This window comes from Stenotrophomonas sp. EMP41 (assembly GCF_047495535.1).
GTDB lineage: Bacteria > Pseudomonadota > Gammaproteobacteria > Xanthomonadales > Xanthomonadaceae > Stenotrophomonas > Stenotrophomonas sepilia.
The window spans coordinates 4,029,686-4,052,864 of the sequence record NZ_CP179923.1; the positions used below are offsets into that span (position 1 = coordinate 4,029,686).

Genomic DNA, 23,179 nt, shown 5'->3' on the forward strand with positions numbered 1-23,179 from the left:
GCTCAGAGCTTCTCCAGCTGCGCGCGTGCCTGCGCGGCACCACTGCCCTGCGGCTGCAGCGCCAGGTAGGTGGTATAGGCCTGCTTCGCCTTGGCCTTGTCGCCCGCGTTGAAGTAGGCATCGCCCAGGTTCAGATAGGCCACGGCGCGCGAGGGGTCGATCTTCAGCGTGTTCTCCAGCCAGCGCGCGGCTTCGGCATAGCGTTGCTGGCGGTAGTAGACAAAGCCGAGGTTGTTCGCCGCTTGGGCAAAGTCAGGACGCAGCTTCAGCGCTTCGGTGAACTGCGCGGCTGCCTCGTCGTACTGCTTCTCGCGGTACAGCTGCAGGCCGCGGTCATTGGCCTGCTGCGCGCGCTGGCGGTCGGACGCCGGCCCGGCGGAAGGCACCACCAGCTGGGCCTTGCCGCCCTGCAGGTCAGCCACCGTCACCGGTGCCTGGCTGCCCTTGGCCTCGCTGGCGGCATCCACCTTGTTGTTCAGCGCGATCGCATCGGCGGTCAGCTGGCGCGTATCAGCGTTGAGGAATTCCTGGCTGTCCGGGACCTGGAACACGAACTCCCCGCCCTGCGAACCGGGCAGGCTGCCGAAGGCCGGGGTCTGGTGCGAGACCGCCGATACGGCCGGCGCCACGTAGGCGGCCAGCTCGGTACCGGTGATCAGGCCATCGCCGTTGAGATCCCCCTTCCCGGCCAGCGCCTGCAGCAGCACCCAGGTGAATACCGAGTGGCCATTCGGGCCGGCATCGGCCACCTGCTGGTCGGCACCACCGGCGGTCAGCATCTGCCGCGCGCTGCGGCGCGCGTTCTCGCGCAGGAACGACGATGACGACGGGCCGCCACGGGTCAGGCCCAGGCCGCTGTAGCAGGCATCCATCACGAACATCACATGCTTGGCCTGCATGCTTTCGGCAATGTTCTGGATGTCGGTCATCGCAATCGCGTCGGTGGCGAATTCCTTCGGATCCGAATCGACCGGGATGATGTAGCCGAGGTCGCGCCCGGAGGCGAGCTGACGGGTCGCGCCGTGGCCAGCGAAGAATACGAACACGCGGTCGTTCTTTCCGGTGCGATCGTCAGCCAGGCGATCGTGGAAGGCCGCGAGGATGTTGTTGCGCGTGGCCTGCTCGTTCTTCAGCACGATCACCTGCGAGGACGGGAAGCCGAACTGCCCGGTGAGGGTATCGGCCACCGCCTGCGCGTCATGGCTGGCGTATTCCAGCTTCGGCCACTTGGCGTAGTTGTCGATGCCGACCACGATCGCCCACGACTTCTCGTAGCCGGTGGTGACGGTGGCGGCACCGGCATCACCCTTGCGCGCACGGGCCACGGTGAAGTCGCGGCCGTTCCAGCCGGCGAACTGGTAACCCTCGGCGATCAGCCGGTCGAGGATCTGCGGCAGCGCCTTGACTGCACGATCATGGATGTCATGGAACAGGATGATGCCGCGCTGCTCCTTGTTCACCTGGTCGAGCACGCGCTGCACGATCGATTCCGGTACCGGGTCGGCCCAGTCCATCGAGTCGATGTTCCACATGATCGACTTCAGCCCGGCCTCGTTGAGCAGCTGCAGGCCTTCGGCATTGCGCGCACCATACGGGAAGCGGAACAGCGGCGCGCGCTTGCTGTCGACATCCTTCAGCAGCGTGTCGGTGTCCAGCACCTGCTGGCGCAGCGCATCGCCGGTGGTCCGTGAGAGCTGGGCGTGTGTCAGGCTGTGGTTGCCCACCGCATAGCCCTGTTCCATCAGGTTGCGGCTGATCTTCGCCATCGGGCCGAGGCTGACCTTGCCATCGGCCTCGACCTTGCCGAGGTTGCGGCCCACTTCGAAGAACACGCCCGGCACGTCGTAGCGCTTGAGGATGGCCACCACTTCATCGGTGTAGGCCTTGTGCGGGCCATCGTCGAAGGTCAACACCACCGTCTTGGCCGGCAGGTCGCGGCCAAAGATCTCACGGTCGCTGTCCTTCATCGACATCGGATACGGCTCGATCACCCCGTAGTCGCGCAGGATCGCTTCACGGCTGTAGTCCCTGTGCAGGTGGGCGATGTAGTCGTCCCACTTCTCGCGCTTCAGTTCGATGGCGCGTGTGCGCTCGAAGCGGCTGAAGATGCGGGTCAGTTCCTGGTTGTAGTTGCGCTCGATCTCATCGAGTGCTTCCAGATCCTCACCGATGCGCTGGTGCAGCTTCACCGCCGGCAGCGAGGAATCGGTGCCGACCCGCTCATGCAGGTCACGCAGCACTTCACGGAAGGCCAGGCGATCGGCGTCGAACAGTTCGGGCGCAGACTCGATGTAGTCCAGCACCGTGCCGAGGGTGGCAAAGCGCTGCGGGCTGGAACCGCGCAGCAGGGTGTCGAACTGCGCGGCGATGATCGTGCGCTGTTCCAGGCCATCGTGGAACAGCTGCTGTCCCACACGCGTGGAGGTGCCGCGGTCGGCGGTCGACTGCTGCTCCTCGTCGGCCAGCAGCACGATGATCCGGCGGTAGCCATCGAGCTGCTTCTGCAGCGCTGCCAGCAACGGCGCAGCGGCAGGATCGGCGGCAGCCGCAGCCTGCGCGCTCGCCTGGGTGACGGTGGTCGCCGGCGCCTTCGCGTCCTTGTCACCGCAGCCGGCAACAACCAGGGTCAACAACAGCGAAGGCAGGAACAGGCGGAACGACGACGCACGCATGGCGGACTCGAAGATGGGAGGAACGGTGTGCAGGCGATTCTAACGCCGCATGCGAAAAGCCCGCCTTGCGGCGGGCTTCTGCTGGGGTCGGCCGGCCAGCGGCCGGCTCTACCGATTACTTCTTCTTGACCGGGGCCGGAGCGGTGGTGGCCGGGACCGGCTCGCCGCCGTGGCGCTTGGTCATCCACCACTGCTGCAGCAGGCCCAGGCCGCCGTTGACCACCCAGTACAGGACCAGGCCGGACGGCATGAAGGCCATCATGACGCCGAACACCAGCGGCATGAACTGCATCATCTTCTGCTGCATCGGGTCCATGCCCGGTGCCGGGGTCAGCTTCTGGGTGAACCACATCACTGCCACGTTGATCACCGGCAGGATGAAGTACGGGTCGCGTGCAGTGAGGTCCTGGATCCAGCCGAACCAGGGCGCCTGGCGCAGTTCGACCGATTCCACCAGCACCCAGTACAGGGCGAAGAAGATCGGCATCTGGATGAGGATCGGCAGGCAGCCGCCCATCGGATTGATCTTTTCCTTCTTGTACAGCTCCATCATCGCGGTCTGGAACTTCTGGCGGTCATCGCCATAGCGTTCCTTCAGCTGCGCGATGCGCGGCTGGAAGCGACGCATCTTGGCACCGCTCTTGTACTGGGTCGCCGACAGCGGGTACAGCACCAGCTTCAGCAGCACCACCAGGCCGACGATCGCCCAGCCCCAGTTGCCGACCAGCTTGTGCACCTGGTTCAGCACCCAGAACAGGCCCTGGCCGATCACCGCCATCATCGAGAAGCGGCTGTAGTCGACCACGCGGTCCAGGCCCGGCACGTCTTCCTTGGCAATCAGGTTGACCAGCTTCGGGCCGACCCACAGCCGGGCCTCGGTGCTGGTGGACTGGCCCGGGGCCACGGTGAAGGCCGGGCCACGCGCTTCGATCAGGTCGCGACCGGCCACCTGCGACAGTACGTAGTGTGCGGTCTGGTCCTTCTGCGGGATCCAGGCGGTGAAGAAGTGGTGCTGCAGCATCGCCAGCCAGCCGCCGGTGATGTTCTGGTTGAGCGTGCCGTCTTCCAGGTAGTCCTTGAACGCACGGCGCTGGTACTTCTTGTCGTTGTCGTACCAGGTGGCGCCGTTGAAGCTGAAGGAGTCCGGGTTGGTCATGCTCCGCGACAGGATGGTCGGGGTACGGTCCAGGGTGCGGTAGACGTAACCGTTCCACGGTGCGGTGCCGGCATTGCTGACCTCGTCCTTGAAGCGCACGGCGTACTCGTTGCGCGAGACGGTCAGGGTGCGCTTGATGGTCACGCCGTTGTCGGCGGTCCACACGAACGGGATCTGCAGCTCGTTCTGGCCCTTGGCCAGCACGAAGTCCTTGGTGTCACCGACCAGCTTGAAGCCGTCGGCGCCGGGAACCGGGGTGTTCTTGTCTTCGCTGGCCCAGCCACTGATCGCGCTGTACGGATGCGCGGGGTCTTCGGTCAGCAGGCGAACCGGCGGGCTGCCTTCGTCCTTGGTCTGCGGGAACTGCAGCAGCTCGGCGTCGAGCACGCGGCCACCATCGAGCACCAGGCGCAGCACGTCGGTGGTGACGGTCACGCGCTGGCTGGCCGGGGTGGCACTGGCCTGCGCCTGCACAGCGGCCTGGCCCGGAGCGCCCGGGACCTGTGCACTGGGAATGCTGCCCGAGGCAGCGCCCGGAACACTCTGTGCGGCAGCCGGGGCCGACGTGGTCGTCGGTGGCGGGGTCGGAGCAGCCTTTTCACGGCTCCACTCCATCCACAGCAGCACGGCCACCATCAGCCAGGCAAAAATGAGGAATACGCGGGTCTGGTTCATCAGCGGACAGGCTCGGCGGGGCCGGGACGCGATGCCGGCTCGGTCAAAGAAGAAGTTGCGATGCCATCAGGCGGCGGCATTGTGCCGTCCACGCCCGGCGCGGGCAATGCACGCAGGCGACGCAGCAGGCGCAGGAAGGCCTGGCGGATCTCGTCGTTGCTGGCGGAACGCGCAGCACTACGGGCCACGACGACGAAGTCGCCTGGCTGGATATCGGTACGTGTCTGACGCAGGATGTCGCGCAGGACGCGCTTGATCCGGTTACGCCCGACGGCGTTCGGATCGACCTTGCGGGAAACCGCCAGACCCAGCCTGGCCGGCCGGTCAGCCGGCAGCCAGTGCAGGGTCATCAGCGGATCGGACACACGGCGGGCGCCGTTGAAGACCGTTGAGTATTCGGCACGCGTGCGAACCCGCGCAGAGCGAGGGAATCGCTTGCGCGGGTCTGCAGTATTCACTGTCGAAGGGATTGCGTCTGCCGCGGGGTGCGGCATGGCAATCAGGCGCTCAGGACTTTGCGGCCCTTGGCGCGGCGACGCGACAGGATCTTGCGGCCGTCAGCGGTCTTCATACGGGCACGGAAGCCGTGGTCGCGCTTACGCTTGAGGTTGCTGGGCTGGTAGGTGCGCTTCGTGGCCATTGGGGGCCTCTCGTATGAATGGGACGGAAAGAACCGGAAATTCTAGAGAGGTCTCCCCCCTCACGTCAACCCCTGGGGACTACGCGAATTCACCGGGCTGTGCAATAGCTGTGGATGTTTTTGTGAATAAGTAGGGGACAAGCATTCCGAAGGCGGGCGCTCGGTGGTAGTCTGAGCCATCCATTTCCCCCCTTTCCGGCCTGTGTCTGGGCGCCTTGTCGCGTCCATGCCCCGGCCACCGGACGATTATTGCTGATGGATGCCTGGTCCCGTAGTCTCGAGCGCCTCGAAGCGGAGTTCCCGCCGGAAGACGTTCATACCTGGTTGAAGCCGCTGCAGGCCGATCTGCGCGTGGACAGCCTGGTGCTGTATGCACCCAATGCCTTCATCGTCGATCAGGTCCGCGAGCTGTACCTGGCCCGGATCCGCGAACTGCTGGCGCACTTCGCCGGGTTCAGCGACGTTTTTCTTGAAATCGGCTCGCGCCCGCGCCCCGTGGAGGCGCAGAACGCGCCGGTTTCCACGTCGTCGGCGCCTGTGTCCAGCGAACCGCAGGTGCCGTTTGCCGGCAATCTGGACAATCACTACACCTTCGCCAACTTCGTCGAAGGGCGCAGCAACCAGCTGGGCCTGGCCGCTGCCTTCCAGGCAGCGCAGAAGCCGGGCGACCGGGCCCACAATCCGCTGCTGCTGTACGGAGGCACCGGCCTGGGCAAGACCCACCTGATGTTCGCCGCCGGCAACGCGATGCGCCAGGCCAATCCAGGCGCGAAGGTGCTGTACCTGCGTTCGGAACAGTTCTTCAGCGCCATGATCCGGGCCCTGCAGGAAAAGACCATGGATCAGTTCAAGCGCCAGTTCCAGCAGGTGGACGCGCTGCTGATCGATGACATCCAGTTCTTCGCCGGCAAGGACCGCACGCAGGAAGAGTTCTTCCACACCTTCAACGCGTTGTTCGATGGCAAGCAGCAGATCATCCTGACCTGCGACCGCTATCCGCGCGAGGTCGAAGGCCTGGAAGCGCGCCTGAAGTCGCGGCTTGCCTGGGGCCTGTCGGTCGCGATCGAACCGCCGGACTTCGAGACCCGCGCCGCGATCGTGCTGGCCAAGGCGCGCGAACGCGGTGCCGAGATTCCCGATGATGTTGCGTTCCTGATCGCCAAGAAGATGCGCTCCAACGTGCGCGACCTCGAGGGCGCGCTCAATACCCTGACCGCCCGCGCCAACTTCACCGGCCGCGCGATCACCACCGAATTCGCCCAGGAAACCCTGCGCGACCTGCTGCGCGCCCAGCAGCAGGCGATCAGCATTCCCAACATCCAGAAAACCGTTGCCGACTACTACGGCCTGCAGATCAAGGATCTGCTGTCGAAGCGTCGGACCCGCTCGCTCGCCCGCCCCCGCCAGGTCGCCATGGCGCTGACCAAGGAACTGACCGAGCACAGCCTGCCCGAGATCGGCGACGCCTTTGCCGGTCGCGATCACACCACGGTGCTGCATGCCTGCCGCCAGATCCGGACCCTGATGGAAACCGACGGCAAGCTCCGCGAGGACTGGGACAAGCTGATCCGGAAGCTGAGCGAATGATGCACGGATGCCGATGAGGCGTCATCGCACAAAACGGTGCAGAATCCGGTAGCAAGCGCGGGACACGTTGTGGATAAAAATGGCGTCTGAAATCCCGTCGAATTTATCCACAGCTTTCCCCACCCCTTGGGGGTCGGTAATACAGAGGGTTTCGATGCCTGAAACGCCTTTATTTACAAAGACTTAGCATTGTTTTCCAGCGATTCTGTCTCTACCAGCACCACCAAGCTTTTGATTTATTCCACATTTTTTAAAGCATAGGGGCACGGAACCACATGCGTTTCACACTGCAGCGCGAAGCCTTTCTCAAGCCGTTGGCACAGGTCGTCAACGTGGTCGAACGCCGCCAGACCCTTCCGGTTCTGGCCAATTTCCTGGTCCAGGTGCAGAACGGCCAGCTGTCGCTGACCGGTACCGACCTGGAAGTGGAGATGGTGTCGCGGATCGCGGTTGAAGATGCCCAGGACGGCGAAACCACCATTCCCGCCCGCAAGCTGTTCGAGATCATCCGCGCCCTGCCCGATGGCAGCCGGATCACCGTCTCGCAGACCGGAGACAAGATCACCGTGCAGGCCGGTCGTAGCCGCTTCACCCTGGCAACCCTGCCCTCCAATGACTTCCCGTCGGTTGACGAAGTGGAAGCCACTGAGCGCGTGGCCATCGGCGAAGCGACCCTGAAGGAGCTGATCGAGCGCACCGCGTTCGCGATGGCCCAGCAGGACGTACGCTATTACCTCAATGGCCTGCTGTTCGATCTGCGCGGTGATGCCCTGCGTACCGTCGCCACCGACGGCCACCGTCTGGCGCTGTGTGAAACCGAACTGGCCAAGCCGAGCGGTTCCAAGCGCCAGATCATCGTGCCGCGCAAGGGCGTGACCGAGCTTCAGCGCCTGCTGGAAAGCGGTGATCGCGAGATCGAGCTGGAAGTCGGTCGCAGCCATGTGCGCGTCAAGCGCGACGATGTCACCTTCACCTCCAAGCTGATCGACGGCCGTTTCCCGGATTACGAAGCGGTGATCCCGATCGGTGCCGACCGCGAAGTGAAGGTTGATCGTGAAGCACTGCGTGCCTCGTTGCAGCGTGCTGCGATCCTGTCCAACGAGAAGTACCGCGGTATCCGCGTGGAAGTCTCGCCGGGCAACCTGAAGATCAGCGCGCACAACCCGGAGCAGGAAGAAGCCCAGGAAGAGATCGAAGCCGACACCACGGTCAGCGATCTGGCCATTGGCTTCAACGTGAACTACCTGCTGGATGCCCTCTCCGCCCTGCGCGATGAGGAAGTCATCATCCAGCTGCGCGACTCCAACTCCTCGGCGCTGGTGCGTGAGTCCAGCAGCGAGAAGTCGCGCCACGTGGTCATGCCGCTGCGTCTCTGACATCAGCTCGGTTCCACGTGGAACATAACGACGCCCGGGGAAGCTCCCGGGCGTTTTTTTTTGCACGTTCCACGTGGATCATCGGGACTACCCTTTCAAGCGCGGATTTCAGACGGAAAGCATCTTCCCTGTTGGACCCGGTTGCGTGCGGTTTGCTTACCACGCCCGCTGCCGACGGGGACTTTGAGTCGATGTCAGGGACTGCTTCCAAATCAGCTTTGATCGGGGCCGGTACCTGGAGTCTCGACGCAGTTGCTATGGACCTGGTCGGATGCCCAAGCGCATCCACGCTGCGGCGACGGTGCTCGCCATTTCTGAAATCCTCTCTGTCCACAGGAGTCATTCGGGGCAGATCGGGCCAAGCCTAGCTTCTAAATCTGGGTATAAATCTAAAGCATGGTGGTGATGGTGGAGCCAGATTTCGTGGAAAAATGTGTTATCTACATGATCTAAAAGGGATTTATGTGGGTGAAACCCCCTGTATAGAGGCGCCTCAGGCTGGGGGGGAACCTGTGGATAGTTTCCAGACCCAAGCAAAATGGCTTTTTTATCCACAGATTGCCCATACCTTGTGTATAAGTCATACAGGGCCGCTGTGGACAGCGTGAAACCAATGGGCCGGATTCTTTGAAATCTGTGGAACCTCGCAGGGCATCGGATCGCAGATTTGGAGGAATCCGGGCGCCCGCCCGTTCATCCGGCCGGCCAAGCGCTCGCCAAACACCTGCGGCAGTGGTCCTGAAATCGTCGAAATCTGGGGGGCCACACCCCGCAACCCTGTGCAGAATTGAAGGAATTTCAGCTGCGTCCGGAGCTGGAAGCGGGCATGCCGTGAACTGGCGCCACGTGGAACCCGCGATCAGTGGGTGCGCAGGAGCTTCTGCTCCGCATCGATGCGGTGCAGCGCGTCCGGCTTGACCGATGCAGTAAGCTGATGGATTCCCTGCCCCTCTACCGCCTCGAGCGGATGGTCGTTCGCGCCCCATGCTTATCCGCCGCCTCGCCTTGCACCAACTGCGTCGCTTCAGTGCGGTGGATCTTTCGCCCCAGCCGGGGCTGAACCTGCTCACTGGCGACAACGGTGCCGGCAAGACCAGCGTGCTGGAGGCCCTGCATCTGATGGCCTATGGCCGCAGCTTCCGCGGCCGGGTCCGCGATGGAATGGTACGCCAGGGCCAGGAGGCGCTGGAAATCTTCGTGGAATGGGACGAACAGCGTGCCGACCAGGCGCCGCACCGCCGAAAGGCCGGCCTGCGCCACAGTGGCCAGGACTGGAAGGGACGATTGGACGGCGAAGATGTGGCTCAGCTCGGCAACCTCTGCGCGGCGCTGGCGGTAGTGACGTTCGAGCCCGGCAGCCATGCGCTGGTCAGCGGCGGTGGCGAGCCCCGCCGTCGCTTCCTGGATTGGGGCTTGTTCCACGTGGAACCTGATTTCCTGTCCCTGTGGCGCCGCTATTCAAGGGCGCTGAAGCAGCGCAATGCCCTGCTCAAGCAGGGCGGCCCGTCGCGGATGCTGGACACCTGGGATCACGAGTTGGCTGAGGCCGGAGAGCCCCTTACCAGCCGGCGTCAGCACTACTTGGAGCGGCTGCAGCAGCGTGCCGTGGCGCTGGCTGCCAGTTTGGCGCCGCAACTCGGCATCCAGGCACTGGAACTCAGTCCGGGCTGGCGTCGGCATGAGCTTCCCCTGGCGGATGCTCTGCTTCTGGCCCGGGATCGTGACCGCCAGGCCGGGTACACCTCGGTTGGGCCGCACCGGGCGGACTGGAGCGTGGATTTCCACAGCATTCCTGGTCGCGATGCACTGTCACGCGGTCAGGCCAAGCTGACTGCATTGGCGTGCCTGCTGGCGCAGGCAGAGGATTATGCAGAACAGCGCGGCGAATGGCCGGTGATCGCACTGGACGATCTGGCCTCCGAACTGGATCGTACCCACCAGGCGCGGGTACTGGAGCGCCTGCTCACTGGCCCGGCGCAGATCTTCGTCACCGCTACTGAACCCCCGGCGGCCCTGCAGGACCTGGCCCAGATCGCCCGGTTCCACGTGGAACATGCACAGATCGTGGCTGTGCCATAGTGGGCACATCAGGGCCACTCGACCCCGGCTGGTATAATTCGGGTTGGAATCCTTTCATTCTCGGCACATCGCCTCAGGCGGTGTCCGACCTGCGGAGCCTACGGCAAGCGCAATGAGCGACGAACAGAACACCCCGGCAAACAACGGCAATTACGACGCCAACAGCATTACCGCCCTGGAAGGCCTGGAGGCTGTCCGCAAGCGACCCGGCATGTACATCGGTGACGTGCATGACGGCACCGGTCTGCACCACATGGTGTTCGAGGTTGTCGACAACTCGATCGACGAAGCGCTGGCCGGCCACGCCGACCATGTCGCGGTGACGATCCACGCTGACGGCTCGGTCTCGGTGTCCGACAACGGTCGCGGCATTCCGACCGGCAAGCACGAGCAGATGAGCGCCAAGCTCGGTCGCGAGGTCTCCGCCGCCGAAGTGGTGATGACCGTCCTGCATGCAGGCGGCAAGTTCGACGACAACAGCTACAAGGTTTCCGGCGGCCTGCACGGCGTCGGCGTCAGCGTGGTCAACGCGCTGTCGCAGAAGCTGCTGGTGGACGTGTTCCAGAACGGCTCCCACTACCAGCAGGAGTTCAGCAACGGCGCAGCCGTGACCCCGCTCGCCAAGCTGGAAGCCACCACCAAGCGTGGCACCACCGTGCGCTTCTGGCCGTCCACCGTCGCCTTCCACGACAACGTGGAATTCCACTACGACATCCTGGCCCGCCGTCTGCGCGAGTTGTCGTTCCTGAACTCCGGCGTCAAGATCGTTCTTGCCGACGAGCGTGGCGACGGCCGTCGCGATGACTTCCACTACGAAGGCGGCATCCGCAGCTTCGTGGAGCATCTGGCCCAGCTGAAGACCCCGCTGCACCCGAATGTCATCTCCGTCACCGGCGAGCACAACGGCATCGTCGTGGAGGTGGCGCTGCAGTGGACCGACTCCTACCAGGAGACGATGTACTGCTTCACCAACAACATCCCGCAGAAGGACGGCGGTACCCACCTCGCCGGTTTCCGCGGTGCGCTGACCCGCGTGCTCAACAACTACATCGAGCAGAACGGCATCGCCAAGCAGGCCAAGATCAACCTGACCGGCGATGACATGCGCGAAGGCATGATCGCGGTGCTGTCGGTGAAGGTGCCGGACCCGAGCTTCTCCAGCCAGACCAAGGAAAAGCTGGTCAGCTCCGACGTGCGTCCGGCGGTGGAAAACGCCTTCGGTGCGCGCCTGGAAGAGTTCCTGCAGGAAAACCCGAACGAAGCCAAGGCGATCGCCGGCAAGATCGTCGATGCCGCCCGTGCACGTGAAGCTGCGCGCAAGGCCCGCGACCTGACCCGCCGCAAGGGCGCGCTGGATATCGCCGGCCTGCCGGGCAAGCTGGCCGACTGCCAGGAAAAGGATCCGGCGCTGTCCGAACTGTTCATCGTCGAGGGTGACTCGGCAGGTGGCTCGGCCAAGCAGGGCCGCAACCGGAAGAACCAGGCGGTGCTGCCGCTGCGCGGCAAGATCCTCAACGTGGAACGCGCGCGCTTCGACCGCATGCTGTCCTCCGACCAGGTCGGTACGCTGATCACCGCACTGGGCACCGGCATCGGCCGTGACGAGTACAACCCGGACAAGCTGCGTTACCACAAGATCATCATCATGACCGACGCCGACGTCGACGGCGCCCACATCCGCACCCTGCTGCTGACGTTCTTCTACCGTCAGATGCCGGAGCTGATCGAGCGCGGTTACGTCTACATCGGCCTGCCGCCGCTGTACAAGATCAAGCAGGGCAAGCAGGAGCTGTACCTGAAGGATGACCCGGCGCTGGACAGCTACCTGGCCAGCAGCGCAGTGGAAAACGCTTCACTGGTGCCGGCCACCGGCGAGCCCGGCATCGAAGGCCTTGCGCTGGAGAAGCTGCTGCTGGCCTACGCCGCCGCGCTCGATTCCATCGAACGCAACGCGCACCGTTATGACCGCAACCTGCTCGAAGCGCTGGTCGATTTCGTGCCGATGGACATGGACAGCCTGCGCAATGCGGGCGAAGGCGAAGGCCTGGATGCGCTGGCCAAGCGCCTCAACCAGGGCAGCCTGGGCAGCCCGCGCTTCAGCCTGGAACTGCAGGAGGCCAACGAGGAGCGCCCCGCCGCCGTGCTGGTGACCCGTCGCCACATGGGCGAGGAGCACATCCAGGTGCTGCCGATGTCGGCGTTCGAGAGTGGCGAACTGCGTGCGATCCACCAGGCCTCCAAGCTGCTGCACGGGCTGGTGCGCGAAGGTGCAACGATTTCCCGCGGCGCCAAGTCGATCGAAGTCGACAGCTTCGCGAAGGCGCAGAACTGGCTGCTCGAGGAGGCCAAGCGCGGCCGCCAGATCCAGCGATTCAAGGGTCTGGGTGAAATGAATCCGGAGCAGTTGTGGGATACCACGGTGAACCCGGAGACCCGTCGCCTGCTGCAGGTGCGCATCGAGGATGCGGTCGCTGCCGACCAGATCTTCAGCACCCTGATGGGCGATGTCGTCGAGCCGCGTCGCGACTTCATCGAAGACAATGCGCTGAAGGTCGCCAACCTGGATATCTGACACAATCGGGACCTGGCCGGTGCGCGGGGAGCTGCACCGGCCTTCGTCCCTTGAACACAGGTACCTGATGTCCGCATCCACCCCGGTCTCCGCCGCCCCGCCCCCGGTTCCGCCGGTGTCTGCCCCGCCGCGCGCCGTGGCACCGTTGGCAGGCTTCTTCATCGACCTGGGCATCGCCGCCGTTACCTTGGTCGGCCTGAGCATGGTCACCGGCCTGTTCTGGGGCTTCTACCGTGCAATCGTGGTCAGCCGCGCCAACGCCGAGGCCAATGGCGGCGGACTGACACCTGACGCCGTCGGCGCGGCCGTGGGCCAGCCCGGTGCCCTGGCGCAGATCCTGATGGCCCTGATCGCCACCGGTGGCGCGGCGCTGCTGCTGTACTTCTGGCGACGCCCGGCAAACGCCGGCGAGCGCATGGCGTCGCGACAGGCGTTGCTGCGGCCGTCCACCTGGGGCTGGACCCTGCTGGTGGCCACGCTGATCGTGCTCGGCAGCAACGGCATCGCCTTCCTTTCCAAGCAGTTCGGCATCGAGCCGGTGCCCACCAACGTGGAACTGATGCAGAGCGCGATCGCTCGCTTCCCGCTGTTCCTGGTGCTGTTTGCGGTCGTCCTCGCCCCCGCCTACGAAGAGCTGCTGTTCCGCCGCGTCCTGTTCGGGCGCCTGTGGCAGGCTGGCCGCCCCTGGCTGGGCCTCATCCTCAGCAGCCTGGCGTTCGCCCTGGTCCATGAAGTGCCCGGTGTCAGCAAGAACTCGCTGCTGGGCATGGCGCAGCTGTGGCTGGTGTACGGTGGCATGGGCGCCGCCTTCTGCTGGCTGTACCGCCGCACCGGCACCCTGTGGGCGGCGATTGCCGCGCATGCGCTGAACAACGCGGTTGCGCTCGCCGCAATGGTGTTCCTGGGGTCAACGTAACGCCGTGCCCGCTTGACGAAAGATTAAGCAGGTACGCTACACACTGCGCACATGAACACGGGGGCGGACCCATGAAACAACTGCTGCTGGCTCTAGTCATCACCACCGTGGTCAGTGCCTGTGCGACCACCACCTCGCCAACCGGACGACGGCAGATGGTGGGCGGCGTGTCGCAGGCACAGCTGGACCAGCTCGGCGCGCAGGCGTTTGCCGAGACCAAGCAGAAAGAGAAGATCAGCACCGATGGCCGCCAGAACGGCTACGTGCAGTGCGTGGTCAATGCGTTGGTCGCACAACTGCCGCCTCAGTACCGTGGCGTACGGTGGGAGACTGCCGTATTCGTCGACAAGGAACCCAACGCATTCGCCCTGCCCGGCGGCAAGGTGGGCGTGAACACCGGCATCTTCACCGTCGCCAGGAACCAGGACCAGCTGGCTGCCGTGATCGGCCATGAGATCGGGCATGTCATCGCCCGTCACCACGAAGAACGCATCACCCGGCAGATGGGCGCGCAGACCGGCCTGGCCGTCCTGGGGGCACTGGCCGGTGCTGCCTATGGCGATGGTGCCGCCAGTACGGTCAACCAGTTGGGCGGCATGGGTGCGCAGGCGGCCTTCCTGCTGCCAGGCTCGCGGACCCAGGAAAGCGAGGCCGATGTCATCGGCCAGCGGCTGATGGCCCAGGCCGGTTTCAACCCGGCGCAGGCGGTCGATCTGTGGCAGAACATGATGGCGGCCAGCGGTGGTCGCAGCCCGCAATGGCTGTCCACCCACCCCGATCCGGCCAACCGGATCCAGGAACTGCGCCGTGATGCACCAGGCCTGACGCCGATCTATCAGCAGGCGCAGGCGGCCGGGCTGCGGCCAAAGTGCGGATGAGTGCGCAGTTCTATGCTGTATTGCAGCACATAAAACGATTTCTCACGCCATCTGTTTCTGATACGTTTGGCGGCTCAGATTTTTCTGACAGTCCGACTTTGCCGCTATCCGGCGGTTCGATCGAGGTGAACGATGATTTTCCGTAACCACAAAGCTGTGCTTTCCGTCCTCGTCGCGACCGCCCTGACCGGCGCCGTGGTCACCGATGCCTTCGCGCAGTCCTCGCGTTCCTCCGACCGTGGCAGCCGCGGCGGCAGCAGCAAGCAGGCCAAGGCCGAACCGCTGTACCCCAATGCGACCCGCCAGGAGCCGACCGCCAAGGCCTCGGCCAAGATGGGCAGCAAGCTGCAGAAAATGATCGACAGCTACAACAAGGAAAAGTTCCCGGAGACGCGCACGCAGGCTGACGCGATCCTGGCTGACAGCGCCTCCAACGAGTACGACAAGTCGCTGGCCGCGCAGCTGGCCTCGCAGGCCGCCTACCAGACCGACGACACCCCGGCCGCCATCGCCTACCTGAAGCAGGCCATCCAGTTCAACGGCCTGGACAACAACGGCCACTTCCAGTCGATGCTGATGCTGGGCCAGCTGCAGTTGCAGGAAGACCAGACTGCGGAAGGCCTGGCCACCCTGGACAAGTACTTCGCCGAGAGCAAGTCGACCAAGCCGGAAGAGCTGATTGCCAAGGGCCAGGCGCTGTACCAGCTGGAGCGCTACCAGGAAGCGATCCCGGTGCTGAAGCAGGCCATTGCGGGCGCTGCCGAGCCGAAGGACAACTGGAACCAGCTGCTGATGGCGGCCCTTTCCGAAGCCGGCCAGACCGGTGAGGCCGTGCAGGCCGCAGAAGCGCTGGCGGCCAAGAACCCGTCGGACAAGAAGGCCCAGCTGAATCTGGCCAACATGTACATGCAGGCTGACCAGATGCCGAAGGCCGCCGCGGTGATGGACAAGCTGCGCAGCAGCGGCCAGCTCACCGAAGAGCGCGAGTACAAGCAGCTGTACTCGATCTATGCCAACACCGAGAACAAGGAAAAGGACGTCATCGCGGTCATCAACGAAGGGTTGCAGAAGGGCATCCTGAAGCCGGATTACCAGGTCTACCTGGCGCTGGCCCAGTCCTACTACTACTCCGACCAGGTGCCGCAGGCGATCGATGCGTGGCAGAAGGCCGCCCCGCTCTCCAAGGACGGTGAGACCTACCTGAACCTGGCACGCGTCCTGCATGCCGAAGGTCGCGTCCCCGAGGCCAAGCAGGCCGCCCAGCAGGCGCTGGCGAAGGGCGTGAAGAACCAGGCTGATGCCAAAAAAATCATCAACCTGAAGTAAGTAGGAATAACGCCTGAATGCCTGCTCAGTTGATGCGCAGGCGCTCAGGATTGGTATAAGCTTGGAGGTTCCTGCGGTGTCATGCACCGCTGATCAGGGATCCCGCCCCCGGGATTCCGGCCCCACTATTGAGCTCTTGGCGCATGACGGAACAACTAGTCGTTCACCGGTACGAACAACCCGATGACAAGGGGCTGAGCTGGCCTCGCATCGTCGGCATCGCGTTTGTAATTGCCCTGCATCTGGCCGCCTTCATGATGCTCCTGATTCCCGCCGTGGCTCCCAAGGCCGTCGCGGAGAAGGAGCGCAACGTCATGGTGACCATCGTCGACGCGCCGCCGCCGCCCCCACCGCCGCCGCCGCCGCCGCCGCCGCAGGATACTCCGCCACCGCCGGTGAAGAATCTGTCGCCGCCGAAGCCGTCGCCCGTACCGCCGCCGCCGCAGGCGCCGGTCGTCGACGTGCCGGAGCCGCGCCCGAACGATATCGTCACCCCGCCGTCGCCTCCGGCGCCGCCGGCACCGCCGACCTCGATCGAGGCCAGCGTGGACATCTCGTCGAAGGCCATGAATCCGCCGCGCTACCCGCCGGCAGCCTTCCGCGCAGGTATCCAGGGCGAAGTGATCCTGATCATTGATGTCGATGCCAGCGGCAACGTCACCAATGTCACGGTGGAAAAGTCCAGCCGTAACCGCGACCTGGACCGTGCTGCGATGGAAGCGGCTCGCAAGTGGCGCTTCAACGCCGCTGAAGCAGGCGGTAAGAAGACGGCAGGTCGCGTTCGCGTCCCGGTCAACTTTGCACTGAACTGATGCGTCCGGGTGGCCGCCTGGCCACCCCCGCTCCCGGTTCGATTGTTTAGCTTAGCTACACCCTTTATCACCACACACAACAAAGGTAAGCGTCATGCTGCAGGAAATTTTCATCGCCGCTGCTGCCGGGGGCAATCCGTCCAACGCCCTGTCGCAGATGGGCTTCGAGCACCTGATCCACGAAATGACCACCAAGCCGGGTGATTTCGCGGTTTCCTGGGTCGTGCTGCTGACCCTGATCGCCATGTCGGCCATGTCCTGGTACTGGACCGTCATCAACATCTTCCGTGCCACCCGCCTGAAGAGCGCCGCTGATCGCGTCGTCAGCCTGTTCTGGGACACCCCGAACGCGCAGGACGCCATCCGTGCGATGGAAGAGCAGCCGGCTTCGGAGCCGTTCTCGAAGATCGCCCTGGACGCTGCCCAGGCAGCTGCCCACCACCAGCGCGCTGAAGGCGGTGCTACCGGCGGCGTCGGTGAGAACCTGAGCCGTTCGGAGTTCGTCGACCGCGCTCTGCGTCAGGCCGTTACCCGCGAAAGCAACAAGCTGCAGTCGGGCATGACCCTGCTGGCCACCGTCGGCGCGACCGCTCCGTTCGTCGGTCTGCTGGGTACCGTGTGGGGCATCTACGGCGCGCTGATCAAGATCGGTGCCACCGGCTCCGCTTCGATCGACGCCGTTGCCGGCCCGGTGGGTGAAGCGCTGATCATGACCGCGATCGGTCTGTTCGTCGCAATCCCGGCCGTGTTCGCCTTCAACTTCTTCAGCAAGATCAACAGCGCGACCATCAGCAAGTTCGATACCTTCGCGCACGACCTGCACGACTTCTTCGCCACCGGTTCGCGCGTCCGCTAATTGCGGCGCGCGTCACCCAGCGACGAAGTAAGTAGTCACCAAGATCTAGACGGAGCCCGTTATGGCTTTCAGTAGTGGTAACAGCGGCGGCCCCATGGCCGACATCAACGTTACGCCCCTCGTGGACGTGATGCTGGTGCTGCTGATCATCTTCATCATCACGGCGCCCCTGATGTCCCACAAGGTCAAGGTGGATCTGCCGGAAGCCAACCTGATCCAGAAGCCGGAAGATGCTGAAAAGCGTCCGAACCCGATCACGCTGGCAGTCAAGGAAGACGGCTCGATCTACTGGAACGACGAAGAAATCAACAAGCAGACTCTCGAGTCCCGCTTGGCGACCGCCGCACAGCAGACCCCGCAGCCGCCGCTGAACCTGCGTGGTGACCGCACCACCAAGATGCGCGTCATCAACGACCTGACCAAGGTCGCGCAGGAACAGGGCATGCTGGACGTCGGCTTCGTTGCGACCAAAGAAAAGGGGCAATAAGCCATGGCATTCAGTAGTGGTGGTGGCAAGGGCCCCATGGCAGACATCAACGTCACGCCCCTCGTGGACGTGATGCTGGTGCTGCTGATCATCTTCATCGTGACCGCGCCGATCATGACGTACCCGATCGCCGTGGACCTGCCGCAGCGCGTGCTCAACCCACCGCCGCAGCTGGTCGAACCGCCGCCGCCGATCGAACTGAAGATCGACGCGAGCAACCAGGTCTCGTGGAACAACAGCCCGATCAATACCAGCGAGCTGCAGCAGCGGATGGAGCAGGAGGTCCAGCGTGACCCGACCAACCAGCCGGAACTGCGCATCGACGCCAGCCCGGATTCCGAGTACGACGTGATGGCCAAGGTTCTGGCCGCCGCGAAGAACGCTCAGATGAAGAAGATCGGTTTTGTGCAGCAGTAAACGCGACACCGCAATACAACAGTCATGACGCGACTGCAGACGCCCCTGGAGACAGGGGCGTTTTTTTTGTTTGTGGGATGCAGTCGGGGTCAGATCCCTTTCCGCAGGAAAAGGGATCTGGCCCCATCAGGGAGCACGCGCCCGCTATGATCGGCGCATGCTCGCCCTCTTCGATTCCCTGCGCCATTGGCTCGACGGTATCGCCCACCTCGGCACGATCCTGGCGGTGGCCTACCTGCTGTACCTGTTCGCGCTGGCGGGCTGGATCATGCTGCAGAAGCGCGAGCCGGTGGCCACGCTGAGCTGGATCCTTTCGTTGGCACTGCTGCCCTACCTGGGGCTCTTCATCTATTACCTGCTGGGCCCGCAGAAGGTGAAGCGGCAGCGCCTGCGTCGTGGCCGTGCACGCTCGGGCATGGAGCACTACAGCGATGTCTGCCCGCCCGATTCGGACTGCACCGAACTGGCCAAGGTTGCCCAGGCCACGACCGGACTGGCCCCAAGCAGTGCCACCGAAGTGACCTGGCTGGTGGACGGTGCGGCGACCTACGCGGCCTTGCTGGAAGCCGTTGCACAGGCGCACGATCACATCCATCTGGAGTACTACATCTTCAATCCGGATCACGCAGGCACCGCCCTGCGCGATGCCCTGGTCGAGCGCGCACGTGCCGGTGTGCAGGTGCGCCTGCTGCTGGATGCGGTGGGCTCATCCGCCCTGCCCCGCCGTTTCCTGCAGCCCCTGCTCGAGGCCGGCGGTGAAGCGATCTGGTTCCACCCGCGGCAGCTGCTGAAACCGTTCAAGCGCCCGTGGCTGAACCTGCGCACGCACCGCAAGCTGGTGATTGTCGATGGCCGCCTGGCCTTCACTGGCGGCATCAACATCACCGACGAGGAAGACGAAAGCCGCAGGCCCGACGCCTATCGCGACCTGCACATGCGCATCCGCGGTCATGTGGTGCGCAGCCTGCAGCTGGTGTTCGCCGAGGACTGGCTCTACGCCAGTGGCCAGGAACCGTCGCGGATGGATATCGCCCGCTTGTGGCCGGCCGATATGCCGCTGCGCGGGGATGGCGCGATCAACGCGCAGGTACTGGTGTCCGGCCCGGATTCGGGCTGGGAGACGATCCACCGGCTGCACGTCGCCGCGATCCAGGAAGCGCACGAGCGGGTGTGGCTGGTGACGCCCTATTTCGTGCCGGGTGAAGCGGCGCGGATGGCACTGACTTCGGCCGCGCTGGGCGGCCTGGACGTGCGCCTGCTGGTACCGAAAATGAGCGATTCCTGGTTCGTCACCCAGGCCGCGCGCTCGTACTTCGACGAGCTGTTGCATGCCGGCGTGAAGATCTACGAGTACGGCCCGCGCATGCTGCACACCAAGGCATTCATCGCCGACGACGACGTCTGCATTGTCGGCAGTGCCAACTTCGACCACCGCAGCTTCCGCCTGAACTTCGAGCTGTCGATGATGATCAGCGACCGAGACCGCGTGGCGGCGCTGGCCGAGCTGCTGCAGGGTGAATTCGATCGCGCCACCCGGGTGCATGACCAGGCCGGGCGCTCGCTGTGGCTGCACCGCCTGCCCGAGGCCTTCGCCCGGCTGGCCTCGCCGCTGCTCTGACGCAGCGCTACACTGCGGCGATCATCCGGGGAGCCCGACTATGTACTGGTTGTACCTGCTGCTGGCGCTGGGCTGCTTTGCCTTCGCGCTGAAGACCCCGAGCGCAGGGTTGATGACCCTGTGCCTGCTGGCGGCGCTCGCCTTCCTGCTGGCCTGGGTACGCGGTCGTTACGTGGCCCGTTTCGGCGACCTGCAGCGCGACCCGGCCACCCTGATCGATGCCGAGGAACTGCGCCGCCTGCGCGAGCAGGCCCAGGCGCGCCGCAACGATGACGCCAACGACAACGATCCGTCCCCTCTTTCCAAGTAGTTCCGTTCCATGACCCAGCTCAGCGTCAACGTCAACAAGATCGCCGTCCTGCGCAATTCGCGCGGCGGTACCGAACCGGACGTGGTGCGCGCCGCCCAGGCCTGCCTGGATGCCGGCGCGCATGGCATCACCGTGCATCCGCGGCCGGACCGCCGCCACATCACCGCCGAGGACGTGCTGGCCCTGTCCACCCTGACCCGCGCGCGTGGGGTCGAGTTCAACATCGAAGGCAATCCCTTCGCGCCGCCGCGCGAGGGCTACCCGGGGCTGCTGCCGCTGTGCGAACAGACTCGGCCCGCGCAGGCCACCCTGGTGCCCGACGGCGACGGCCAGATCACCTCCGACCACGGTTTCGACTTCGAACGCGACGCCGAGCGCTTGCGCCCGTTGATTGCCGAACTGAAGGCGATGGGCTGCCGGGTCAGCCTGTTTGTCGACGCGGGCAACCCGTTGCTGGAGCAGGCGGCCGAGGTCGGTGCCGATCGCATCGAGCTGTATACCGGCCCCTACGCGGAGGCGCATGCGGCGGGCGACGCTGCGGCGATGCTGGAACTGTTCGCCACTGCCGCGCGGCGGGCGCAGGCGGTGGGCTTGGGCGTCAACGCCGGGCACGACCTGTCGCAGGACAACCTGCGCGATTTCCTGGGCCATGTGCCGGACGTGCTGGAGGTGTCGATCGGCCATGCGCTGATCGGCGAGGCACTGTATGACGGGCTGGATGCCACCGTGCGGGGCTATCTGGCCCTGCTGTGACCGATGGATGCAGCCGAGCCCACGCTCGGCTCAGCATCCCGCTGAACCCTTCAGGCGGCCGTCGCAGCCATTGAGACGGCCACGGCGTACGCTGCCGCAATGGGTATTGCGATCAAGGGCCGAGGTTCCACGTCCCACCTTGCCGGGCGCTTCGAAAGCACCGTCAGCGAGGCGGTGGACGACGGCTGGGCGGTCGACGAAAGCGAAGAGTTCCTCGCCCCGCGCCTGCGCACCGAAGTACGCGCCGAAACCGCGCGCAGCATCATCACCCGCAACACTTCGCCGGACGTCGGCTTCAGCCAGTCGGTGAATCCGTATCGCGGTTGCGAGCATGGCTGTTCCTACTGTTTCGCGCGCCCCTCGCACGCCTATCTGAACCTGTCGCCGGGCCTGGACTTTGAGACCAAGCTGTTCGCCAAGACCAATGCGCCTCAGCTGCTGCGCAAGGAACTGTCGAAACCCGGTTACGTGCCGCAGCCGATCGCGCTGGGCATCAACACCGATGCGTATCAGCCGATCGAGCGCAAGTTCAAACTGACCCGCCAGCTGATCGAAGTGATGCTGGAGACCAGGCATCCGTTCTCGCTGATCACCAAGAACGCACTGGTCGAGCGCGATATCGATCTGCTTGCGCCGCTGGCCGCGGAGAACCTGGTCAGCGTTCATTTCTCGGTGACCTCGCTGGACCCGCATCTCTCCGCGAAGCTGGAACCGCGTGCATCGGCGCCACATGCACGGCTGCGCGCGATGAAGCGCCTGCATGATGCGGGTATCCCGGTGGGCGTGATGGTGGCGCCGGTGATTCCGTGGATCAACGACAGCGAGCTGGAAGCCGTGCTGGAGGCCGCACACGACGCAGGTGCGAGCACCGCGGGCTACGTGCTGCTGCGCCTGCCGCTGGAAGTGGCACCACTGTTCCGCGACTGGCTCGACACGCATCATCCCGATCGCGCCGCGCATGTGATGAGCACCATCCAGCAGCTGCGCGGCGGCAAGGACTACGACAGCCGGTTCGGCACGCGCATGCGGGGCCAGGGCGTGTATGCCGATCTATTGAACAACCGCTTCAAGCTGGCGCGCAAGCGGTTGGGATTCAATGCGCAGAACAGCCATTGGCCGAAGCTGGATTGCAGCCGGTTCCAGAAGCCGTTGCCGCCGAAGAAGGATTCGCCGCAGGGGTCGTTGTTCTGAGGCCATCAGTCGAGCATGGCTCGACTCTACATCAAGGCCGACGAGCAGTTCTGCGTCACCCCCCGAACAACTTCTGCGCACTCTGGAACAGGATCCAGCTGGTGGCGATGAACTTGTCGCCACCCTGTGGCCGGTTGCCGCGATGGGTGTGGGTGAACGCCGTCGGGGCGATCAGCAGGCTGCCGGTGCGTGGCGCGATCTTGCGGCCCTGGAACAGGAACTCGGTCTCGCCTTCGTCGAAGTCGTCGTTGAGGTAGAGCGTCCACAGCACGTGCCGGTGCAGGGTCTCGGCCTGCGCATCCTTCGGGTACAGCTCGCAGTGCCAGTACGGGTAGCCGCCCTCGCCTGCCGCATACCACTGCAGGTTGATCGCGCCCGGGCGCAGGCAGGTGCGGGCCAGGTCGGCCAGCTGCTGCGGCGGCATGTCGGGAAAGTCCTCGGCAGACAGGCGTCGCGGTTGGCCGTTGCTGTCCTGGATCTGCAACATCAGCGGCGCGATCAATGCCTGTGGATAACGGCGTAGATAAGTCAGCAGGCCGTTGAACACGGCGATCTGCAGCTGCTGGTCGACGTCCTGCCAGCCGTCCAGGCCACTGATGCGCAGATCCTTGCTGTGCTTGAGCTCGGGGAACACGCCACTGCCCACCGCACCAGGCAGCAGCCCACGCGTGGCACGCATGCGCTCGACGATCGCCGCGCAGACCTCACTGGGGACGGCGTTGTGGATGACTTCGATGAAATCGACCGGGCCCTGCTCGTGCATGCGTGCATTCCTTCGGCGGCAACGGCTTGATGGTGCCGTTTGCCGCCCGCGGTGTCACCCTGCGGTCATGTCATCGAACTGCCATGACCGTCGTC

20 protein-coding genes are annotated in these 23,179 nt (G+C 64.6%); 15 read left to right on the forward strand and 5 right to left on the reverse strand.

Annotated elements, in window-relative coordinates; all coding sequences use genetic code 11:
- Positions 1-2: 2 nt before the first annotated feature.
- The 4 genes from ACMGRF_RS18455 to rpmH all read right to left on the reverse strand — a co-directional run bounded on the left by ACMGRF_RS18455 (position 3) and on the right by rpmH (position 5,143).
- Positions 3-2,672, reverse strand: coding sequence for a polysaccharide deacetylase family protein (locus tag ACMGRF_RS18455; protein ID WP_099485999.1), 2,670 nt, complete (start codon positions 2,670-2,672; stop codon positions 3-5).
- A 115-nt stretch (positions 2,673-2,787) separates the two neighbouring features.
- On the reverse strand, positions 2,788-4,503 hold the full coding sequence (gene yidC / locus ACMGRF_RS18460; RefSeq protein ID WP_049417140.1) for a membrane protein insertase YidC: 1,716 nt from the start codon (positions 4,501-4,503) through the stop codon (positions 2,788-2,790).
- Positions 4,503-4,997 carry a ribonuclease P protein component gene (gene rnpA, locus ACMGRF_RS18465; RefSeq protein ID WP_065427425.1) on the reverse strand — a complete coding sequence of 165 codons (495 nt, stop codon included), beginning with the start codon at positions 4,995-4,997 and terminating at the stop codon, positions 4,503-4,505. Before rnpA ends, yidC begins: the two co-directional genes overlap by 1 nt.
- A 5-nt stretch (positions 4,998-5,002) precedes the next feature.
- Positions 5,003-5,143 carry a 50S ribosomal protein L34 gene (gene rpmH / locus ACMGRF_RS18470; protein WP_005411729.1) on the reverse strand — a complete coding sequence of 47 codons (141 nt, stop codon included), beginning with the start codon at positions 5,141-5,143 and terminating at the stop codon, positions 5,003-5,005.
- A 255-nt stretch (positions 5,144-5,398) separates the two neighbouring features.
- Here rpmH and dnaA point away from each other — a divergent pair, with 255 nt between their 5' ends.
- From dnaA to ACMGRF_RS18545, 15 genes are all read left to right on the forward strand, one after another.
- Positions 5,399-6,730, forward strand: a complete 1,332-nt coding sequence (gene dnaA / locus ACMGRF_RS18475; protein ID WP_049417185.1) for a chromosomal replication initiator protein DnaA — start codon at positions 5,399-5,401, stop codon at positions 6,728-6,730.
- Positions 6,731-7,005: 275 nt separating this feature from the next.
- Positions 7,006-8,106: a DNA polymerase III subunit beta gene (gene dnaN, locus ACMGRF_RS18480; RefSeq protein WP_049417138.1), complete on the forward strand. Its 1,101-nt coding sequence runs from the start codon at positions 7,006-7,008 to the stop codon at positions 8,104-8,106.
- A 984-nt stretch (positions 8,107-9,090) separates the two neighbouring features.
- Positions 9,091-10,185 carry a DNA replication/repair protein RecF gene (gene recF / locus ACMGRF_RS18485; RefSeq protein WP_414485463.1) on the forward strand — a complete coding sequence of 365 codons (1,095 nt, stop codon included), beginning with the start codon at positions 9,091-9,093 and terminating at the stop codon, positions 10,183-10,185.
- A gap of 112 nt (positions 10,186-10,297) precedes the next feature.
- Complete coding sequence (gene gyrB, locus ACMGRF_RS18490; RefSeq protein ID WP_049417134.1) at positions 10,298-12,757, forward strand: DNA topoisomerase (ATP-hydrolyzing) subunit B; 2,460 nt, start codon at positions 10,298-10,300, stop codon at positions 12,755-12,757.
- 67 nt (positions 12,758-12,824) lie between these two features.
- Complete coding sequence (locus tag ACMGRF_RS18495; protein WP_049417132.1) at positions 12,825-13,673, forward strand: CPBP family intramembrane glutamic endopeptidase; 849 nt, start codon at positions 12,825-12,827, stop codon at positions 13,671-13,673.
- 71 nt (positions 13,674-13,744) lie between these two features.
- Complete coding sequence (locus ACMGRF_RS18500; protein WP_049417131.1) at positions 13,745-14,551, forward strand: M48 family metallopeptidase; 807 nt, start codon at positions 13,745-13,747, stop codon at positions 14,549-14,551.
- Positions 14,552-14,683: 132 nt separating this feature from the next.
- Entirely contained in the window at positions 14,684-15,877 is a 1,194-nt protein-coding gene (locus tag ACMGRF_RS18505; RefSeq protein ID WP_049417129.1) for a tetratricopeptide repeat protein, read from the forward strand.
- Between the two features lie 143 nt (positions 15,878-16,020).
- Entirely contained in the window at positions 16,021-16,689 is a 669-nt protein-coding gene (locus tag ACMGRF_RS18510) for an energy transducer TonB (protein WP_005421199.1), read from the forward strand.
- Positions 16,690-16,783: 94 nt separating this feature from the next.
- A complete protein-coding gene (gene exbB, locus ACMGRF_RS18515; protein WP_005411738.1) occupies positions 16,784-17,545 on the forward strand; it encodes a TonB-system energizer ExbB in 762 nt (253 codons plus the stop codon).
- A 61-nt stretch (positions 17,546-17,606) separates the two neighbouring features.
- Positions 17,607-18,032, forward strand: coding sequence for an ExbD/TolR family protein (locus ACMGRF_RS18520; RefSeq protein ID WP_005421196.1), 426 nt, complete (start codon positions 17,607-17,609; stop codon positions 18,030-18,032).
- A 3-nt stretch (positions 18,033-18,035) separates the two neighbouring features.
- Positions 18,036-18,449 (forward strand): ExbD/TolR family protein, encoded by a 414-nt coding sequence (locus ACMGRF_RS18525; protein WP_005411740.1) that lies wholly within the window; start codon positions 18,036-18,038, stop codon positions 18,447-18,449.
- A gap of 157 nt (positions 18,450-18,606) precedes the next feature.
- A complete protein-coding gene (gene cls / locus ACMGRF_RS18530) occupies positions 18,607-20,067 on the forward strand; it encodes a cardiolipin synthase (protein WP_049413411.1) in 1,461 nt (486 codons plus the stop codon).
- 40 nt (positions 20,068-20,107) lie between these two features.
- Positions 20,108-20,377 carry a hypothetical protein gene (locus tag ACMGRF_RS18535; RefSeq protein WP_049438866.1) on the forward strand — a complete coding sequence of 90 codons (270 nt, stop codon included), beginning with the start codon at positions 20,108-20,110 and terminating at the stop codon, positions 20,375-20,377.
- 9 nt (positions 20,378-20,386) lie between these two features.
- Positions 20,387-21,130, forward strand: coding sequence for a pyridoxine 5'-phosphate synthase (locus ACMGRF_RS18540; protein WP_164284299.1), 744 nt, complete (start codon positions 20,387-20,389; stop codon positions 21,128-21,130).
- Between the two features lie 99 nt (positions 21,131-21,229).
- The gene (locus tag ACMGRF_RS18545) at positions 21,230-22,321 is read left to right on the forward strand and encodes a PA0069 family radical SAM protein (protein WP_099485357.1); all 1,092 of its coding nucleotides are present in this window, start codon (positions 21,230-21,232) and stop codon (positions 22,319-22,321) included.
- A 55-nt stretch (positions 22,322-22,376) separates the two neighbouring features.
- Here ACMGRF_RS18545 and ACMGRF_RS18550 read toward each other — a convergent pair whose 3' ends face one another.
- Entirely contained in the window at positions 22,377-23,084 is a 708-nt protein-coding gene (locus tag ACMGRF_RS18550) for a 2OG-Fe(II) oxygenase (RefSeq protein WP_049413404.1), read from the reverse strand.
- Positions 23,085-23,179: the final 95 nt, after the last annotated feature.

Excerpts from the sequence above, each read along its gene's own strand:
- ACMGRF_RS18500 (WP_049417131.1), top strand. The coding sequence starts at position 13,745 with ATGAAACAACTGCTGCTGGCTCTAGTCATCACCACCGTGGTCAGTGCC.
- ACMGRF_RS18525 (WP_005411740.1), top strand. The coding sequence starts at position 18,036 with ATGGCATTCAGTAGTGGTGGTGGCAAGGGCCCCATGGCAGACATCAAC.
- ACMGRF_RS18455 (WP_099485999.1), bottom strand. The coding sequence starts at position 2,672 with ATGCGTGCGTCGTCGTTCCGCCTGTTCCTGCCTTCGCTGTTGTTGACC.
- exbB (WP_005411738.1), top strand. The coding sequence starts at position 16,784 with ATGCTGCAGGAAATTTTCATCGCCGCTGCTGCCGGGGGCAATCCGTCC.
- dnaA (WP_049417185.1), top strand. The coding sequence starts at position 5,399 with ATGGATGCCTGGTCCCGTAGTCTCGAGCGCCTCGAAGCGGAGTTCCCG.
- ACMGRF_RS18540 (WP_164284299.1), top strand. The coding sequence starts at position 20,387 with ATGACCCAGCTCAGCGTCAACGTCAACAAGATCGCCGTCCTGCGCAAT.
- rpmH (WP_005411729.1), bottom strand. The coding sequence starts at position 5,143 with ATGGCCACGAAGCGCACCTACCAGCCCAGCAACCTCAAGCGTAAGCGC.
- dnaN (WP_049417138.1), top strand. The coding sequence starts at position 7,006 with ATGCGTTTCACACTGCAGCGCGAAGCCTTTCTCAAGCCGTTGGCACAG.
- gyrB (WP_049417134.1), top strand. The coding sequence starts at position 10,298 with ATGAGCGACGAACAGAACACCCCGGCAAACAACGGCAATTACGACGCC.
- rnpA (WP_065427425.1), bottom strand. The coding sequence starts at position 4,997 with ATGCCGCACCCCGCGGCAGACGCAATCCCTTCGACAGTGAATACTGCA.
- ACMGRF_RS18520 (WP_005421196.1), top strand. The coding sequence starts at position 17,607 with ATGGCTTTCAGTAGTGGTAACAGCGGCGGCCCCATGGCCGACATCAAC.
- yidC (WP_049417140.1), bottom strand. The coding sequence starts at position 4,503 with ATGAACCAGACCCGCGTATTCCTCATTTTTGCCTGGCTGATGGTGGCC.
- ACMGRF_RS18535 (WP_049438866.1), top strand. The coding sequence starts at position 20,108 with ATGTACTGGTTGTACCTGCTGCTGGCGCTGGGCTGCTTTGCCTTCGCG.
- cls (WP_049413411.1), top strand. The coding sequence starts at position 18,607 with ATGCTCGCCCTCTTCGATTCCCTGCGCCATTGGCTCGACGGTATCGCC.
- ACMGRF_RS18545 (WP_099485357.1), top strand. The coding sequence starts at position 21,230 with ATGGGTATTGCGATCAAGGGCCGAGGTTCCACGTCCCACCTTGCCGGG.
- ACMGRF_RS18550 (WP_049413404.1), bottom strand. The coding sequence starts at position 23,084 with ATGCACGAGCAGGGCCCGGTCGATTTCATCGAAGTCATCCACAACGCC.
- ACMGRF_RS18510 (WP_005421199.1), top strand. The coding sequence starts at position 16,021 with ATGACGGAACAACTAGTCGTTCACCGGTACGAACAACCCGATGACAAG.
- recF (WP_414485463.1), top strand. The coding sequence starts at position 9,091 with ATGCTTATCCGCCGCCTCGCCTTGCACCAACTGCGTCGCTTCAGTGCG.
- ACMGRF_RS18505 (WP_049417129.1), top strand. The coding sequence starts at position 14,684 with ATGATTTTCCGTAACCACAAAGCTGTGCTTTCCGTCCTCGTCGCGACC.
- ACMGRF_RS18495 (WP_049417132.1), top strand. The coding sequence starts at position 12,825 with ATGTCCGCATCCACCCCGGTCTCCGCCGCCCCGCCCCCGGTTCCGCCG.